Source organism: Peribacillus sp. SRI_006, assembly GCF_057586375.1.
Genome location: NZ_JBYCZT010000012.1, coordinates 84,566 through 101,580 on the forward strand (window position 1 = coordinate 84,566; position 17,015 = coordinate 101,580).

The following is a 17,015-nucleotide window of genomic DNA, read 5'->3' on the forward strand; positions in this document are numbered from 1 at the left end:
TTCTTCTTATAGATGTGAAGTCAATTTCGATGTGATTTCAGGAATGCTCATCATGTTTTCCAGTGTGACGATTGTCCGGGTTCCATCATCCAGCTGACCGACAATATCCGCCGCTCCCAGGAAAATATCAGCCTGAACCGTTTTTGCGGATGCCAGATCCGTATGGTCCACCTCGGCTGTCTTCCCCATTTCCGTCAATGCTTTCTTCACATTCATCTCCATGATGAAACTGCTTCCCAATCCATTTCCGCATACTACCATGATTTTCTTCATATCAATCTCTCCTTTTTTTATCCTACATGCATTTCCAATTTAGATTTGATTTCAGGGATGCTCATCATGTTCTCCAGTGTGACGATCGTCCGGGTTCCATCATCCAGCTGGCCGACAATATCCGCTGCCCCCAGGAAAATGTCAGCTTGAACCGTTTTTGCGGATGCCAGATCCGTATGGTCCACCTCGGCCGTCTTCCCCATTTCCGTCAATGCTTTCTTCACATTCATCTCCATGATGAAGCTGCTTCCCAATCCGTTTCCGCATACCACCATGATTTTCATTCCGCTTCCTCCTTCGAATATTTATGAACGTACTCCATAAGGACCGATTTATCTGAAGTGCTTACTATTTCTTCTATATTGGCCGGATCATTCAATAATTGAGTGAGCTGGATCAATGCCCGCAGATGCGAATCGTTATCTACGGCCGCCAAAATGATAATCAGGCGAACCGGTTTATCCGGAGCAAAGTCCACGGCTTCGTCCAATTTCAGCAAACTCATGGATAAAGACCTGACCCCCTGCTCCGGGCGTGCATGGGGAATCGCCACTCCAGGCGTTATCACTACATATGGTCCATTCGTTTCTATGGCCTCGATCATGGCATCCACATATCGTTCTTCGACGGTACCTAAGTCCACGAGAGGCTTGGCCGCGACTTGAATCGCTTCTTTCCAATCGGAAACTTGCTGCTGTAATTGGATCGTTTGCATATTGAGCAGTTCTTCTAACACGGGCTTCTCTGCCTCCTTTAAAGAAAATTGGGTTATTTTTGGTGTATGGGTATACACATTCGACTTCAAGGCCTTTTCAAGCTGATCCTGCTCATGGATGGTTGCATACTGGGAAATGATCTTTAATAAAGCTGCAACATCCACACTTTCCGTCGTATATCCATACAATTCCTGCATGACCTGCTGGCGCAATGTATGTTTGTCCTGCATTTCCAAAATCGGCGGTACAACGAATAATGCCGCTTTTGTTCTCATATGCACCGTCGAGAAAACAAGATCATATGACAGCGGGTATTCAGCCGCATTTCTAACGGACAAAACATCCAGGAACAAAATATCAGGAAATAACTCCCTCAATGTATAAATGAGGATATTGCTGATGCCGATACCATTCGGGCATACGACAATCGCCCGTTTTCGATCATCCAATGTTGTGCCTTGCCTGCGCAGCCATCCGCCAAAATAAATCGTGAAATAGGCCACTTCTTCTTCCGATACTGGACAGCCAACCTCTTTCTCCAACACCCACAGGGATTTTTTTGTCAAATGATGCAGTTCGGGATAGACCTTCTGCACCCGTCCCGTCATCGGATTCATTTGCGGGAGACCATACCGCAGGCGATAATATGCCGGTTTAAAATGAACGTATAATTGCTGGCATAGCTGCTCTTTGTCTTTCAGGTGAACAAATGCCAGCCTCTCGAACTCTTCCACGATTTCCTGCAAAAGGTGTTGAATGACTTCATCATCCTTAAGAGGGGAAATATCCTTCGTTCGATTCATGCTCAATAAATGTAAGGCTGCATATAAGTTTTCCGTTTCGCTCCATACTGATTGAAAGGCATCCGTCCCGGTCATCTCCTCGACCAGTTTGTATTCTTCCGTCGCAACAAACGGCGCCCAGCTCTGGTCGGCCTGTAACTCTTCCCCTTTTCCTATGAGCTGATCTGTACATAGAAATAAATAGCTCAGTTCATGAAGCCGTTCATCCGTAAAGGTGATGCCCAATTTACGTTCGGCCCTTTCAAGCTGCAACCGGATCGAGCCGATTTGCTTTTCATGATTTCCCCATATGCACTCCATGATCCATTCACTATTGGGACTGTTCAGTACATCATGCACGAGACGTTCAATGATATATCTCTTTGTTCGGCTGTCCCCAATCACCACGTAGCCATCTTGTTTGGAATACTGGATCTTGAGCGATATGTCCCTGTTTTTCTCTTTAAGTCTTTTTAAATCCTTCAGCACCGTATTTCGCGAAACCCCGGTGATCGTCTGGAAATGATAGACGGATAATTCTTCTTGGCTTAACAGGATCATGAGGTAAAAAACCTTTTCCCTATCTGTCTCTGAAAATATATAATTGCGTTTTGTCAGTTTTACATTCAATTCTTCATCCCTGATTGTTTCAGAAAAGGAGTAGCCCATTTCACGATTATATTGAATCGGTTGATATCCATGAAATTGGAGCCAGTCATTCGCTTTGCTCAATCCATATTGAATCTGCCTTCTCGTCAGACCTGTTTGGGCTTCAAGTTCTTTCATTTTTGAAATGGGCGAATGCTGTAATAGTTTTAGTAAATTGGCGCTTCTTTCATCTAAAAACATTCTCAATCCCTCTCCTTGCTTCTACGATATCTCACTTCTTATTAAAAATGTAGCGTTTCTCAGTCCGAATGTTGTCATGGTTACTGCACAATAATATACTCTTTAAACATTTGTGCACAATACTGCATGTAATCAGTTTTCAATACAGGCTATATTTGGAAGGTCTGTACATATGCAGTTTGGAGGCAAGTGAGGTCATGAGGACAAGGTATAAAGGGGATTCGGGGATGAAAGTTGAGGGGGGGGAATGAGGCGTTTTAAAGGGCTTCATCTAATCAAAATGAAAGGGAAATCAACGTTCATATTTTACAAAACCCAAAAAGAAGTAGCTTGATTTCAGAAATCCGCTCCCTTTCCGCCGACTGTCTGCCAAGGCCAACTGGTTTTTTGGTAAGAACGGCGGACTCACGAGGTCTTGATGCCCAGTCCAATGCATTTTTTAATACGTCTGGCATTCCAGAATTGTACTCAGGACTTACGATAATGATACCGTCGACGTCCTGGATGGCGGATTTTAAATGATGTCACTGTTTCTGGAACCCCACTAATTTCTAGGTCTTTGTTAAACAACGGAAGATCATTAATTTCGATCCAGCGAAATTGATACGAATCAACTATATCTATCAATATTTGCGCAATGATTCGATTATAAGGATTTTCCCGTAAACTGCCGCAAATAAGGCCGATGGTTCTGGTCATCTACTTCCCTCCCTGTTTATCTCATGCAGTACCACAATATACCAAAAGTAAAAAAGTGACGTTATTCCTAATTACACGCTTGTATGTACTAAATTTGGCTTAACTTAATATTGGAAAAAAAGAACTTCATATCTTACCCCAAAGTTATATTGGACCCCTTCCATTTTCCGAATGTTTCCAACATACTATAACCTATAAGGCGTTGGGAGGAGTACAGAAATGGATGAAAAGAAAGTTACATGGTTAGAGCTCTTTTATGATTTGTTATTTGTGGCGGCCGTTGCTGGCGCAACTCATGTTTTACTGCATGTTGAAGATGGATATATCCATCCAGAGTATTTATTAAAGTTCGTGCTGATTTTTATTCCTATCTGGTGGGCTTGGGTAGGGCAAACCATATTTATTAACCGGTTTGGAAAGGATGTATTTCATCAACGGCTATTTTTGATATTGCAAATGTTTTTTGTCCTGATCATGACATCAAGCTTATCTGCAGATTTTGATCCTTATTACCTTTCTTTTTTAATTGGTTATATTGGTTTAAGAGCCGTTACGGCTATCCAATATCTCGTTGTACAGCGGATAGAAGAGGGATTTCGAAAAAAGGCAGCACTCTTTTTGGGAAGGTATTTTTGGATTGGAATCGCCATTTCAATATTATCCGTCCTTTTTGATTCTTGGCTTCGGTATGCTGTGTTGTATTTGGGCATCCTGGTCGATATCATTGTCCCGATCCTTGGAAGAAAGTGCTTGGAAAAGGTTCCTACAAATACGGCCCACCTGTTGGAGCGCTTTGGCCTATTTACCATCATTCTCTTTGGGGAAGCTCTTGTAAGCACGCTTGCGGTCATTCAACCTAAACAAGGAAATTGGGATTCGATAGCCTTTTCCATCATTTCATTTGCCCTGATAATAGCCATGTGGTGGCAATATTTCGATAATATGGACAAGAAAGTCGACAAGTCTGTACAATCTTCCGGCCAAATCATCATTTACGGTCATCTGTTTATTTTAATGTCTATAAGCATGATTGCAGCAGCCATCAGGTTATTGTTTTTACATGAGGTCCATTATTCATTTATCCTCTATTTTGTTTTTGGTTCCGTATTGCTCTATTTCATGTCAGCAACGTTTGTTTTCCACCAATATAGACATAAGCACCAGCGGTTGCAAATATATCATTTAGGGTTATTTTTAGGGATTTTAGCCGTCTTTTTTATTTTTAATTTGTTTGTCGGTGTACCGAATATTGTGATAATAGCCGAATTAACATTGTTCTTTATCATCTATGCTAAACTAACGACTACATAATAAAGGGATCAAAGAAACGAGTATTTAACGATAATACTGACACACAATTGGTTTATTCATAAACAGATTGGAACAAAGAAAGTATGAGGTGACCTTCATGCATCCCTCCACATCTTATAATGAGGAAAGACTAGGTTTAATGTTATGGTTCCGGATTACACGGATATATAACCAGAGTATCCGGGAATCCAATCAACATTTATAGAAATGGAATCTATCGGCAGCCCAATTCGATATCTTGGTTCAAGTGGGTTCCCATGAACGATTGTCTCAGCAGGAACTGGCAAACAAGCTTTTTGTGACGAAAGGCAATATCACTCAACTATTAAGGAAAATGGAAGAGTTGGGTTTGATTAAACGGGAACAGGAATGGAAAACGAAGTACCTGTCATTGACTGAGGAAGGTAAAGAGTTTTTTCATGAAGTCGTTCCAAAACAAGAGCATTTTCAGGCATCACAGTTTGCCAACTTGAATGAAACGGAAAAACAGCAGCTTTTGGATTTTCTTAGTAAGGTTCAAAAATAATAAAAACAGATCACCCGTTTGAATGGTGATCTGTTTTTCTATCTTTGTTACTTCGGTTTTTTCATGAACAATGAAAGCAACACATTCACGATGGCGAAAATCAAACTAATTTTAAATACAAGTGATGAACCAGAGGCAGCAGCTGCTGGTAAATCATTTGCTACATCAGTCAAATAGCCATTTTGCTTCGCAGAGAATAGCGAAACCATGACCGCTATGCCAATTGCCCCTGATACTTGTTGAGATGTTTGCGTAATCGCAATGCCATCCGGATAGAATTGTTTTGGCAATGCATTCAATGTATTCGTTTGTACGGAAGCAAGTACCATGCCAATGCCAAGCATCATCACGATATGCGTAACAACCATGATCCATAGTGCTGTGTCCGTTCCATACATTGCATATAGCCCATAGCCAATGACGACCAGAATCGTTCCTGGTGTAATTACGGCACGTGGTCCATATTTATCGAATAGCCGGCCGATGATCGGGGCAAAAACACAGTTTAATAGACTGCCAGGCAGCATGATAAGCCCAGTGGCGAACGCAGATACCAATAGCGCCATTTGCATATACATGGGTAACACAACCAGCATCGATAACATGTTAAGGAACGTAATCATGTTCATCGCAAGGCCCAGCACAAATAACGGGTATTTGAATGCTTTTAAATTCAACATTGGGTTTTCCATCTTCGTTTGACGGATTGCAAAGAGAATCAGGGCGATCAATCCAACGATGATCATGCCAATTACCGTCATACTCGTCCAACCATGATCCCCGCCTACACTTACACCGTATACAACTCCACCAAAGCCAATCGTCGATAACACAACTGACAAAATATCGATTGATACTTTCCTGGTTTCATTGACATTCGGAATATAGATATAGCCGAAGATAAGCGAGAATAACAAGAATGGAATCGTAAACCAGAATATCCAAGGCCATGATAACGTATCTAAAATCATCCCTGCCAATGTAGGACCGAATGCTGGACCCGCCAAGATGACTAAGCCCATCACACCCATTGCCCCGCCGCGTTTATTCGGTGGAAAAATCGTGAAAATGACACTTTGCGTCAATGGCAAAATGATAGCCAGTCCAGCTGCCTGAATGACACGGGCCGTCAATAACACGCTAAAAACCGGTGCTACTGCAGCAATGACCGTTCCGATAATCGAAAAGAATAAAGACGCCATGAACATTTGGCGTGTTGTGAATTTTTGCATTAAAATTCCTGTTACCGGCACTAAAATACCAAGCGTTAAAAAGTAGCCTGTTGCAAGCCACTGTATTGTCGTCGCATCCACGCCAAAAATGTGGCTCAATTCACCTAAGGCGATGTTCAATGCGGTTTCACTAAAAAGCCCAACAAAGCCTGCTACCAAAAGAGCAGCCATTATCGGTCCTGTTTTAATATGTTTATTATCCACTGTTAAAACTCCTTCAAAATATTAGGTAACAATTGCGAAATTACTTTTAGCGGCTTTGCCGATGTTTCGGCCAAACAAAGCATCATTGCCCCTTCTATAGTGGCTGTCATCATCAATGCCATATTGGAAGCTGACTCTTTTGGATATCCATCTTCCAATAGCTTTTTAAAATAAATCCCCTGAATTTTCGCATAGAGATCGGCGCAAGCCTTTCGTACGGGATCACTTAATGTGGCCATTTCACTTACCATGCTGCTAAATGTGTAACCCGTAATCGTCCCTTCCCTTTCTAAATTGACGATCAGCTTTTCAATCATGTAATTTGTCGCTTCAAACGTTGTCGGATATCGTTCAAAAATATCCACGATATCCATCGTAATAACTTCATTCAAAGAATGAAGGCAAGCGATTAATAATTCCTCTTTTCCATTAGGAAAATGGTGATAAAGCGAACCTTTCGTAACATTGCATACTTTTAAGATTTCGCTTAGTCCAACACCTTTATATCCTTTTTGTTGGAAAAGAATCGTTGCATTGTCGATTATCAACGATTTTGTATCCATATCCGTAGCACACCCCCGCCATACCAACCGGTCTATTTGTAACTATAACAAAAAAAAATCTTTGAATGTAAGTACTTTTTTGCCCCTCTAAATAACGAATTCACAATTTAGACAAACTTTTAATTTAATTTTTCTATTCGATTGCCATTTGACATTTTGTATACATATGTATACGGAAAGAGGTTTTCCTATGAGAAATGAAAAATCCAAAAAAGATGTACATCACAGAGGAAAAGTCCATGCTGCACACCATCGTGGCCCAAAAACGTTTCGCCGCGGAAGAGCCATCGCTTTTTTAGACATGATGAACCTTAAACGTTCAACCATTAAGGAACAGTTAGATCAACCAGAATTTCAATCCATTCAGCAAATCTTAGTCGGTGAATTAAAAGCGATTGATATGTTAATCAACGAATTCATTCAATTATTCGAAATACAAGAAAATGAAGAAGCAGCCGAAAAGGGCAGTGAAGAAAAGGAAACTTCCAATGAGAAAGGAATGGAAATGAATGAAACAAATTAACAGTTATATCGATTCATTATTTTATACTGAAGATGATCTTTTGGAAGAAGTCATTGCGTCCATACAAGAAAACGGAATGCCGTCCATTTCGGTATCTCCCTCATCTGGAAAACTTCTTACCATGCTTATATCCATTTCAGGAGCTAAAAATGTGTTGGAAATAGGCGCTCTTGGAGGCTATAGCGGGATTTGCCTTGCCAGGGGATTCGGCAGCGAAGGTAAATTAACCTCCCTTGAGTTACAGGAGGAATACGCAAAGTTAGCTTATCGCAATCTATCCAAAGCTGGCTTTGGCGATCAAGTATCCTATATGACCGGAGCAGCCCTGCTAAGCCTTGAAAAACTCGCTCGTAATAACAAGAAATTTGATTTCTTCTTTATAGATGCTGATAAGGACAATTATGAAAATTACCTGCAATATTGCATTAAACTGGCAGAGCCAGGCGCTTTAATCGTCATGGATAACGTACTTGCAAGGGGCAGTGTCGCAGATCCGGATGCTGAACCTAAACGTCACACTGCCTTTATGAAGGCATTCAATGAAATCGTGGCCAAACACCCTCAACTGGAATCCATGCTAATCCCAATCGGTGACGGGCTGACCCTTTCAAAAGTAATCAATCAAACTCACGAGTAAATAGTGCAAATTCACGAGTAAACGGCCCAAATTCACGAGTAAACTGCTCAAATTCACGAGTAAACTGCTCAAACTCACGAGTAAACTGACCAAATTCACGAGTAAACTGCTCAAATTCACGAGTAAACGGCGAATTCACGGGGATATCGAACAAACTTCTGATTTTATCGATCAAACTTTCAAATTTATCGCTCAAACTCACGATATTGTCACCCAAATATCCTTTTCATGAAGAAAAATAAAATGAATTTCTATATTCTTGAATGAAAATGATTTTTATTATCAATAATAAAATGAAAGAGGGTAACCAGTTGATGGTTACCCCCGATGTTTTAAATTTCTGGATCAAATGTTTTGCAATCCGTTTCTTTGCTATTTGATGCATGGTTCCCTTTATGGCTGACAACATAAATAGCATCTGCACTGCATTTGTTTCCAGAATCCCAATATTTACAATTATTCACTTCACATAGAACATCTTTTGCCATCTTATCACACCTCCTCATTTGCTATCATTAACAAAGTTGGGGTGATTGATACTTTCCTTTTTCAGGTTTTGGTGTCTTGATTTTAATTGTGGGCATCATAACGAACAAAAATCCGGGCAGTTTCCGCCCGGATTTTTTATATGCTTATGCTGATCTTTTCAATAGTTCTGCTTGAGGGATTTTCCAAAGCTCCCGCCATTTTTTCAAGGCGGCAACCAGGATGATCAAGCCCAGGATTAACATGGTGATCGATAATATTCCGTTCAAGATGCTGAATCCTGCAGAGTCCGGGTTCAGGTATACGTTTTTCACCATCCAGTACCCTGCGACATTGACTGTTACATATAAGTAGGCAAGGGGTACGAGGCATGTCCAGATATACCAGCGTTTGTCTGCGATTTTCAGTACGACGGTCGCACCGATGATGAGTCCAATCGAAGCCATGAGCTGGTTGGATACGCCAAAGAGTGCCCAGATCGAACCGATGTCCCCAGAGTAAAGCAGGTATCCCCAGATAAAGCAGGCTAATGCACTGGCGAAGATGTTCCCCGGCAGCCAGTCGACTCGTTTTAATGGTTTATAGAACTCCCCGAAGAAGTCCTGGATTAAGTAACGGGCAACACGTGTCCCTGAATCGATTGCAGTCAATATGAACACCGCTTCGAACATGATGACGAATTGGAAGAAAAACGAAGCCAGTTTGTCAAAGAAGGGGATTTCGGTGAAAATATAGGTCATGCCGACAGCAAGTGTAACTGCCCCGCCTGTCCGTCCCTCCAAATTAATGCCGATTTCTTCACTGAGTTCGTCAAGGTGTACGGTTTCCATACCTAATGTTTGAAATACTTCAGGTGTGGAGTTAATCGCAAAATAATCTCCTGGCTGCAGTGAAACCGCAGCAATCAATGCCATGATGGCAACGACACATTCCACAAGCATCGCTCCGAAACCAACGGATTTGATATCACTCCATCGGTTTAACATTTTTGGAGTTGTACCGGATCCGACAAATGCATGGAATCCTGAAATCGCGCCACAGGCGATGGTGATTGAAATGAATGGCCAAACAGGACCGGCTACAATCGGGCCCCCGCCATTAATGAATTCGGTAAACGCAGGAAACTGGATTTCTGGATTCACTACGAAAACGCCGATAATCAATGCGGCAAATACACCGATTTTCATAAATGTACTCAGGTAATCACGAGGTGCCAGCAGCAGCCAAACAGGCAAGGCGGCAGCGAAGAAAGCATAGATCGGCAAAATGATGGCAAGTGTGCTCGCCTCAAGTGTCAATAAGTCGCCAAGTGCCGTTCCTTGAATGTTCGGCCCAAGTAAAATTGCGGCCATGATGAGCCCGAACCCGACGATGGTCGCCCCTTTCAGGTTGCCGGTTTTTTTATGGTAAAGCCCTACACCCATGGCGATCGGAATGGTGATCCCGACAGCGAACGTCCCCCATGGATTGTTTTCCAGAGCATGCAGAACGACCATTGAAAGTCCTGCCATCGTGATCGTGATGATAAAAAGCATCGCGAGTCCTGTACAGAAGCCTGCTACAGGTCCAAGTTCTTCTTTCGCAACTTCCGAAAGGGATTTGCCGTCTTTACGCATCGACGCGAAAAGCACGACGGCATCATGGACGGCTCCGCCGATTACAGCCCCGATCAGAAGCCATAATAAACTTGGCAAATACCCGAATTGTGCAGCAAGGATGGGTCCCACCAAAGGACCAGCCGCTGCAATGGCTGCAAAATGGTGGCCGAATGCCACCCATTTATTTGTTGGAACATAATCTTTTCCATCTTCTAATTTATGGGCCGGTGTCGGCTTGGAATCATCAAGTTTTAATACTTTGAGTGCTATGAATGTCCCGTATAAACGGTAGGCAATCATTAATATACAAATGGAGCCTATGACAATTGTAACCGCATTCATATTTGAACCCCCTCTATTACTTACATCGTAAAAAAATGATATCACAATGAAAGCGAATTCAATGGGTTTTCAAGTTATAATGCAAATATCGAGGGATGGACTGCATTATGATGAAGGTAAAATGCAGAATTATGAAAATTTTTAAAAACCGATCAGCTGCTTTAGCTCCTTCACATACGTCCGGCTTACCGGGATGTTTGATCCGTCACTCATAATGAGATTGTAAGTCGAGTTGAACCAAGGCTGTATTTCGGATATATGGATGACATTCACGATAAAACTGCGATGCACCCGTAAAAATGAGTGCTTATCGAGCTTCTTTTCAAGCACGATGAGAGGGTCGCCGATTTTATATTCATTTTTCCCGGTTTTAATGACCGTCTTTCCTTCCACGAGACCTATGAACAAAATATGGTCCCGGTCGATCAAAACGATCCGATCATCTATTTCTACAGCCAATTTACCTGTCTGTTCCACCGCCATTCGGCTGGCGGGCGCCGCTGTTCCGGATTCTTCTTTCCCGATTTGACGCTGCTTCATGAGCTTATCCAATGTTTGACGTATCCTTTTTTCATTAAAGGGCTTCAATAAATAATCAAATGCATATAACTCGAAGGCTTGGAGGGCAAACTCATCATAAGCGGTCGCAAAAATGAGCGAAGGTGCGGGGTCAAGTTCCGCCAATTGCTTAGCCAACTGCAAACCATTGCCATCTGCAAGCTCAATGTCCAAAAAGACAAGTTCAGGTTTAAGGCGGGAGATATCCCTCAAGGCATCTTCTATCCCCTCGGCCTCACCCACGACCTCAACTTGCCTGCTTCTCTTCAATAGATATTTCAATTCATCTCTAGCCAGTGGTTCATCCTCTACGATAAATGCTTTCATCATCGTTGCCATACTCCTTTCTCGTTGAGTGGTATTGATATGTTCACTTTGGTTCCGTGTCCCGCTTCACTTTCGATCGAGAGACTGGCCTGACCTTTATAGATCCCTTCCAGCCGTTCACTGATATTATGAAGGGCCGTTCCTGTTCCCTTAGCCGATTCTACAGCACGCTTGCCCAATTCATCTATTCTCCCGCCCGGAATCCCTTTTCCGTCATCCTCGACAACAATATGCATCGCATCGTCTTTAAAGTATGCGCGGATGATGATTTGACCTTTGTTTTTCACATGTGGAAATGCATGGTGGACAGCATTCTCAACAAGTGGCTGCAATGTGAATGGAGGGATGAGAACTTCCTTAAGCCTTGGCTCAATGCGATAATCGATATGATATTTATCTGGAAAACGCGCCTGCTCCAGTGATAAATATGCGTTAACATGCTCTAATTCCTTTTCTAGCGGCACCAGTATATGTCGGGCCCCTTGTAAATTAGAGCGAAAGAAGGCACTGAGCTCCTGCAATAAACTTCTTGCCTTCTCGACATCCGTCCGGCATAGAACGGATATCGTATTGATTGCATTGAATAAAAAATGAGGATGGACCTGTGCTTGCAATGCTTTTATTTCAGCATCTTTCAATAATTTCGTTTGCATTTCCGCTTTAGCGAGTTCCAATTGAGTGGAGAATAGTTTGGCCAATCCTTCAGCTAACTCTTGTTCCACTTGGCTTAATTTATCCGGATGCTTGAAATACATCTTCAAAGTCCCGACCGTTTTCTGTTGGACCTGCAACGGCAGGACTACGGCCGCTTGCAATGGACATTGATCATGAAAGCAATAAATGTCCTTTTTTGTTTTGGCCACGATGATTTTCCCATGTTCAAGGGCTTGCTTCGTTAAGCCTGTCGCTATCCCCACCTTAGGAACATGGTGATCTGACGCAGCTCCAACATGGGCAAGCACGCTATGTTCATTGGTAATGGCCACGGCATCGGCTTCAGTCAGCCCCAAGATGATTTGGGCTATTCTCTTGCATGAAGTTTGATTCAGGCCTTGCCGGAAAAAGGGCAAAGTCTGATCCGCAATCAGGAACGCAAGATTGGTTTGTACGGCCCGAGTCCGGTCTTCGTCCCTTGTGATCGACTGAATGATGAGCATGAAAAGTAAAGTCCCGAATCCATTGATGATGATCATGGGAATCCCGATTACTTGTACGAGCTCCCACGCCCTTTCAAAGGGTTTGGCCGTCACCAGGATGATGCCCATTTGGATCGCTTCCAATGCCATGCAAATGGGCAGGGCAAACCAAGGGGTGATCGTCCCATGCTTTCGCCGCCTTTTCCCCAAAAGACCCGATAAAATCCCAGCCAAAATCGCAGCGACCGCACAAGCCCCCGCCGTAAAGCCCCCGAGAAAATAACGGTGAAGCCCCGCAATCAAACCTACTCCCAACCCAACAAAGGGTCCTCCCAGCAGACCGCCGATAGCCACGCCCATAATTCTTGTGTTGGCAATCGCGTTATCGGGAGCAATCTCAGCATGCCAATCACCATCCGGCATGGCATGGTTTCCGATTTCGATTCCCGTATAGTTACTTATGATGCCGAATGCTCCAAAAAGTGCGATAAGCATGATTTTCTTCGACATTTCATGTTCATGGCCTATCATTTGCCGAAAGGGTTTCATATAAGAAAGCAGGAAGGCAGCAATCACGATGATCCCCACTTTTTCAAACAGCGACGGTAATAAATCAACCAAAGCATTCATCCCTTTTCTGGCTTTTTCATTTATCTTACACCAGCCATGAAATCCTTGTCGAATTTTGTTTTTACGATTTCAAGAACATGGAAAAAATGAGGGACCATATCGGAGAAAAAGCTAGAATATAATTCAATCTAAAAAAAGCCTATAAATCCCAAGGCTTTTTCAATAGAATGAAATAACTTGTCATCAATTCCTTAAAGCTTTTGTCACGCTTACTTCTGTTCTACCTGATTGGAAGGTTTATGATCGGTATCATTTCTGAAATAGCAGTAGTCATTTTTGGAACCCTACACGCCCAAAAATAGTTTATTGTTAAACGAGGAAAGTAAACAGGTTATATCATTTTAGGAACGAGTATGAGGTATGAATATGGAATTGAGAAATCAAATCATTTATATCAGTAAAAAAGTATTGAATAGCATTAAGAATTTCGAATTTAATTTTGAAACTACTATATTTATCTTTGATAAAGAGCTAAATGTTTTATACGCAAAAAGTAATGATGAAAATAAGGATTTATGTAAATTGGTTATAGAAGAATCTGTTGAAAATAATGCATTTATTTTAAGTTCATTGCAAAATACTACTGTAAAAACTAAAAATCAAATTTCCGGAAAGAATTTTAGTGTTATATCTTCCCCCTTCCATGAAATTAAAAATAAGGAATTGCAAGGCTATGTAGGTATATTCACAACGGATGATAGTGAAAATTTCAAAATGATTTCTGAAATGCTCGCTAATCAAATCTCCTACGAGTTACATGTCTACCGTGAGAAATTATTAATTGAAGAAATAATAAAAACAGATAGATCGTCTTTATTCACCAGGGAACCGCATAATGTTGATTTGCGAATCATCCAGAATATAACGCAAGGTCTCAAAGATAAAGAAATAGCTGATAATCTCCATATTAGCGTTTCTACAGTTCGTAACCATATAAATAAACTGTTTGAAGAATTAGACGTGGCCTCCAGATCACAATTAATCAGTTTGCATTATGAAAATAAATTGCATGAAATTCTTCATGAAGTGAAGATGGAAAACCGCAATTTAAAGTACTTTTAGAAATAAAAAGCGAAATTCATTTTGAAGGTATGCAATGAGCATCATAAATCTACACATATATAACAATCAAAAAACAGCAGTAAAAACACTGATGAATTTAATCCCATTTCTTTTCTGCGAAATGGGATTTTTTATGCTTACCCGAAATATGTTACCCATTGTTAAGAGGGGTAACGCTTATATTATGTTAAAATTTAAAGGAATGATTATTGCGCTTGATAAAAAAGGAACTACATGTAATATATAAGCTCATTTGTTTATGCTTTCAGTTCAGGAAAATTTCATAATAAAGTAAATAAGTCGGAGGCGATTAATGTGTTGGTAGTTACCACAGAAAAAATTGAAGGATACAAAATTGTAGAGGTAAAAGGGCCTGCCTTCGGTCTAATTGTAAGAAGCAGAGGGATTGGCGGCGATATCATGGCAGGGTTAAAGTCCCTGGTAGGCGGAGAGATCAAGCAATATACAGCGATGCTTGAAGATTCAAGAAAAGAAGCTATGGACCGTATGATAAAAAATGCCAATGAAATGGGTGCAAACGCAATTATAATGATGAGATATGATTCTGGGGAAATCGGTACGAATATGAGCGAAATCGTTGCATATGGAACCGCCGTCATTGTGGAGAAAATATAATGAAATTCATCATAGGGTACTATATATTGCAAATTATTATAGCTATCTTATGCATTTTACTTGGATACTTTATCTATGATAAACGGTTTAAACGCAATCACGGTGTAAAAGTTCCTGATGGATTTCAATCGACAGATGAAATAAATATAGACCCCGTGACAGGAGAAAAAACAAGGGTATATTATAATCCTGATACGGGTGAACGCTTTTATAAAAAAGAAAAATAATTTAAAAGCCACGTTTTATGAAAAACGTGGCTTTTTGTTTTTTCTACCCCCTTGTAACCATACAAGAGGGTTTAATAACAACATTATTTTTCCATTACAGGCTTATAGTGCCCTGGTATGTTTTGGGCTGAAATGGCCAATCGGTTCCAGCCGTTGATGGTGATGATTATGGTAACGAGATCGATATATTGTTTTTCATCAAAATGCAGGCGGACCCTCTCATACAGTTCATCAGGTACACCGTTTGCGGAAATGGCCGTGACCGCTTCCGTCAATTCCAGCGCTGCCCTTTCCGAATCAGAATAGAATGGTGTTTCACGCCAAGCACTCAAACAGTAAATTCTTTGTTCCGTTTCACCCATTGCCCGGGCATCCTTCGTATGCATATCCAAGCAGTACGCACAGCCATTGATTTGGGAAGCGCGAATTTTTATCAATTCGATTAATGCGCTATCGATTTCCGTTGTTTTCTTGTACTCCTCCAAACCCATCATTAATTTGACCACTTCACGATTTGTCTTCATGTAGTTAATCCGTTGTTCCATGTCTATCTCCTCCATTAAATCTTTTTAGGTTCCACTTATAAGACAAAATAGAGGTTTGATTTGTGACATTCAAAAAAAGACCCCTCAATCTATATCAGGAATATGATTTAATTTATCAGGATTGGTAACAATGAAGATTTTGCGGATATTTTTTTGTTTTGGATCTAATTCAAAGCAGATGACTTTGGTAGGCTTTCCTTCTTTCATTTGCAAAATTCCCTCCTGGCCATTGACCATCACCGGAAGAAGTTCTCCTATGAAGCCTCCTTTAGCGGAAATGCCTTTAAGAAAGGCGGATACGCGCTGTCTGGTTACAATTGGGTTTAATGCAGAAAGCACTTTTCCTCCGCCGTCAGTAACAAGGACAACATCTTCTGTAAGAAGGTCCAAAAACTCCTCAAAGTTTCCTGTCGCAGATGCTTTTATGAATTTTTTTGCCAAAAGATCGACATGTTTCGTATCCTCCGGATGGACTGGCCTATCATTCTGTAATTTCCGCTTCGCCCGGCTGTAGATCTTTCTACAGTTCACTTCATTCTTTTCCAGCATCTCGGCGATATCTTCATAGCTGTAAGTGAATGCTTCCCTAAGCACGAAAACCGCTCTTTCAACAGGTGAAAGCTGTTCCAGCAAAACGAGGAAGGCATATGCAACCGTTTCATCCGTTACGACCTTATCTAGAGGCTGATCTGTTTCGTTTACCCGAGGTTCTGGCAGCCAAGGACCTGTGTAAACCTCTCTTCTCTTACGGGCTGACTTTAAAAAATTCAGACAGCGATTTGTCGTCATTTTCGCAAGATATGCTTTCATGTCCTTAATTTCGTCGGTATCAAGCTTAAGCTGCAGGAATAAATCATGAACGATATCTTCTGCATCGGTAACCGATCCGAGCATCCGGTATGCGATGGAAAAAAGAAAAGGTCGATATGTCTTATATAATGTATCCAAATCCACTTGATTCACCTATTTTCTATCAAATTCGTTTTTCGAAAACCTATCACTAATTATTCTCTAACCCAATCATTTATCCTTCTTCACCTAAATAGACCAGACTATCCTATCATACAAAAAAGAGCAGCAAAAGAGCTGCTCTTGGACTGTAGACAAACTAGCTCCCTACCGTTCAACAGGATTCCTTATTGGACAAATATAT

Annotated in this window: 18 protein-coding genes and 2 pseudogenes; 7 read left to right on the forward strand and 13 right to left on the reverse strand. The window is 41.3% G+C overall.

The features are described from left to right. Window positions 1–6: 6 nt before the first annotated feature. The 4 genes and pseudogenes from AC2YHV_RS18270 to AC2YHV_RS18285 all read right to left on the reverse strand — a co-directional run. Window positions 7–273 carry a PTS sugar transporter subunit IIB gene (locus AC2YHV_RS18270; RefSeq protein ID WP_053536259.1) on the reverse strand — a complete coding sequence of 89 codons (267 nt, stop codon included), beginning with the start codon at window positions 271–273 and terminating at the stop codon, window positions 7–9. 17 nt (window positions 274–290) lie between these two features. Continuing rightward, on the reverse strand, window positions 291–557 hold the full coding sequence (locus AC2YHV_RS18275; protein WP_048883162.1) for a PTS sugar transporter subunit IIB: 267 nt from the start codon (window positions 555–557) through the stop codon (window positions 291–293). Next, a complete protein-coding gene (locus AC2YHV_RS18280) occupies window positions 554–2,620 on the reverse strand; it encodes a BglG family transcription antiterminator (protein ID WP_487373775.1) in 2,067 nt (688 codons plus the stop codon). Before AC2YHV_RS18280 ends, AC2YHV_RS18275 begins: the two co-directional genes overlap by 4 nt. Before the next feature lie 371 nt (window positions 2,621–2,991). After that, window positions 2,992–3,319, reverse strand: a pseudogene (locus AC2YHV_RS18285) (NADPH-dependent FMN reductase); the annotation flags it as partial. Between the two features lie 219 nt (window positions 3,320–3,538). Between AC2YHV_RS18285 and AC2YHV_RS18290 the strand changes: the two are divergent. Next, window positions 3,539–4,630 carry a low temperature requirement protein A gene (locus AC2YHV_RS18290; RefSeq protein WP_063575198.1) on the forward strand — a complete coding sequence of 364 codons (1,092 nt, stop codon included), beginning with the start codon at window positions 3,539–3,541 and terminating at the stop codon, window positions 4,628–4,630. 97 nt (window positions 4,631–4,727) lie between these two features. Further along, window positions 4,728–5,156: pseudogene (locus AC2YHV_RS18295) on the forward strand (MarR family winged helix-turn-helix transcriptional regulator). A 47-nt stretch (window positions 5,157–5,203) separates the two neighbouring features. On the opposite strand, the gene AC2YHV_RS18300 reads toward AC2YHV_RS18295, so the two are convergent. Both AC2YHV_RS18300 and AC2YHV_RS18305 read right to left on the reverse strand, forming a co-directional pair. Further along, on the reverse strand, window positions 5,204–6,559 hold the full coding sequence (locus AC2YHV_RS18300) for a DHA2 family efflux MFS transporter permease subunit (RefSeq protein ID WP_487373854.1): 1,356 nt from the start codon (window positions 6,557–6,559) through the stop codon (window positions 5,204–5,206). Window positions 6,560–6,594: 35 nt separating this feature from the next. After that, window positions 6,595–7,155: a TetR/AcrR family transcriptional regulator gene (locus tag AC2YHV_RS18305; RefSeq protein WP_262871398.1), complete on the reverse strand. Its 561-nt coding sequence runs from the start codon at window positions 7,153–7,155 to the stop codon at window positions 6,595–6,597. Between the two features lie 190 nt (window positions 7,156–7,345). On the opposite strand from AC2YHV_RS18305, the gene AC2YHV_RS18310 reads away from it, so the two are divergent. Together AC2YHV_RS18310 and AC2YHV_RS18315 are read left to right on the forward strand one after the other, a co-directional pair. Continuing rightward, window positions 7,346–7,678 (forward strand): hypothetical protein, encoded by a 333-nt coding sequence (locus AC2YHV_RS18310; RefSeq protein ID WP_487373776.1) that lies wholly within the window; start codon window positions 7,346–7,348, stop codon window positions 7,676–7,678. Continuing rightward, complete coding sequence (locus AC2YHV_RS18315) at window positions 7,665–8,315, forward strand: O-methyltransferase (protein ID WP_487373777.1); 651 nt, start codon at window positions 7,665–7,667, stop codon at window positions 8,313–8,315. Before AC2YHV_RS18310 ends, AC2YHV_RS18315 begins: the two co-directional genes overlap by 14 nt. Here the strand turns inward: AC2YHV_RS18315 and AC2YHV_RS18320 are convergent. The 5 genes from AC2YHV_RS18320 to AC2YHV_RS18340 all read right to left on the reverse strand — a co-directional run bounded on the left by AC2YHV_RS18320 (window position 8,296) and on the right by AC2YHV_RS18340 (window position 13,383). Next, window positions 8,296–8,517: a hypothetical protein gene (locus AC2YHV_RS18320; RefSeq protein ID WP_487373778.1), complete on the reverse strand. Its 222-nt coding sequence runs from the start codon at window positions 8,515–8,517 to the stop codon at window positions 8,296–8,298. The two genes, AC2YHV_RS18315 and AC2YHV_RS18320, sit on opposite strands and share 20 nt — an antisense overlap. 130 nt (window positions 8,518–8,647) lie before the next feature. Next, a complete protein-coding gene (locus tag AC2YHV_RS18325) occupies window positions 8,648–8,803 on the reverse strand; it encodes a DUF1540 domain-containing protein (protein ID WP_082854535.1) in 156 nt (51 codons plus the stop codon). 144 nt (window positions 8,804–8,947) lie between these two features. Next, window positions 8,948–10,741 (reverse strand): carbon starvation protein CstA, encoded by a 1,794-nt coding sequence (cstA, locus tag AC2YHV_RS18330; RefSeq protein WP_063575196.1) that lies wholly within the window; start codon window positions 10,739–10,741, stop codon window positions 8,948–8,950. Window positions 10,742–10,882: 141 nt separating this feature from the next. Beyond that, window positions 10,883–11,629: a LytR/AlgR family response regulator transcription factor gene (locus AC2YHV_RS18335; protein ID WP_487373779.1), complete on the reverse strand. Its 747-nt coding sequence runs from the start codon at window positions 11,627–11,629 to the stop codon at window positions 10,883–10,885. Then, window positions 11,626–13,383, reverse strand: a complete 1,758-nt coding sequence (locus AC2YHV_RS18340; protein ID WP_487373780.1) for a LytS/YhcK type 5TM receptor domain-containing protein — start codon at window positions 13,381–13,383, stop codon at window positions 11,626–11,628. Before AC2YHV_RS18340 ends, AC2YHV_RS18335 begins: the two co-directional genes overlap by 4 nt. 375 nt (window positions 13,384–13,758) lie before the next feature. Between AC2YHV_RS18340 and AC2YHV_RS18345 the strand changes: the two genes are divergently transcribed. The 3 genes from AC2YHV_RS18345 to AC2YHV_RS18355 all read left to right on the forward strand — a co-directional run bounded on the left by AC2YHV_RS18345 (window position 13,759) and on the right by AC2YHV_RS18355 (window position 15,317). Then, on the forward strand, window positions 13,759–14,454 hold the full coding sequence (locus AC2YHV_RS18345) for a response regulator transcription factor (protein WP_487373781.1): 696 nt from the start codon (window positions 13,759–13,761) through the stop codon (window positions 14,452–14,454). 315 nt (window positions 14,455–14,769) lie between these two features. Further along, window positions 14,770–15,090 (forward strand): YbjQ family protein, encoded by a 321-nt coding sequence (locus AC2YHV_RS18350; protein ID WP_034304199.1) that lies wholly within the window; start codon window positions 14,770–14,772, stop codon window positions 15,088–15,090. Then, on the forward strand, window positions 15,090–15,317 hold the full coding sequence (locus AC2YHV_RS18355; protein WP_053536275.1) for a hypothetical protein: 228 nt from the start codon (window positions 15,090–15,092) through the stop codon (window positions 15,315–15,317). Before AC2YHV_RS18350 ends, AC2YHV_RS18355 begins: the two co-directional genes overlap by 1 nt. A gap of 83 nt (window positions 15,318–15,400) precedes the next feature. Here AC2YHV_RS18355 and AC2YHV_RS18360 read toward each other — a convergent pair whose 3' ends face one another. After that, window positions 15,401–15,862 (reverse strand): carboxymuconolactone decarboxylase family protein, encoded by a 462-nt coding sequence (locus tag AC2YHV_RS18360; protein WP_054399644.1) that lies wholly within the window; start codon window positions 15,860–15,862, stop codon window positions 15,401–15,403. Between the two features lie 84 nt (window positions 15,863–15,946). Next, window positions 15,947–16,816 (reverse strand): RNA polymerase sigma-70 factor, encoded by an 870-nt coding sequence (locus AC2YHV_RS18365; RefSeq protein WP_487373782.1) that lies wholly within the window; start codon window positions 16,814–16,816, stop codon window positions 15,947–15,949. Between the last annotated feature and the right edge of the window lie 199 nt (window positions 16,817–17,015).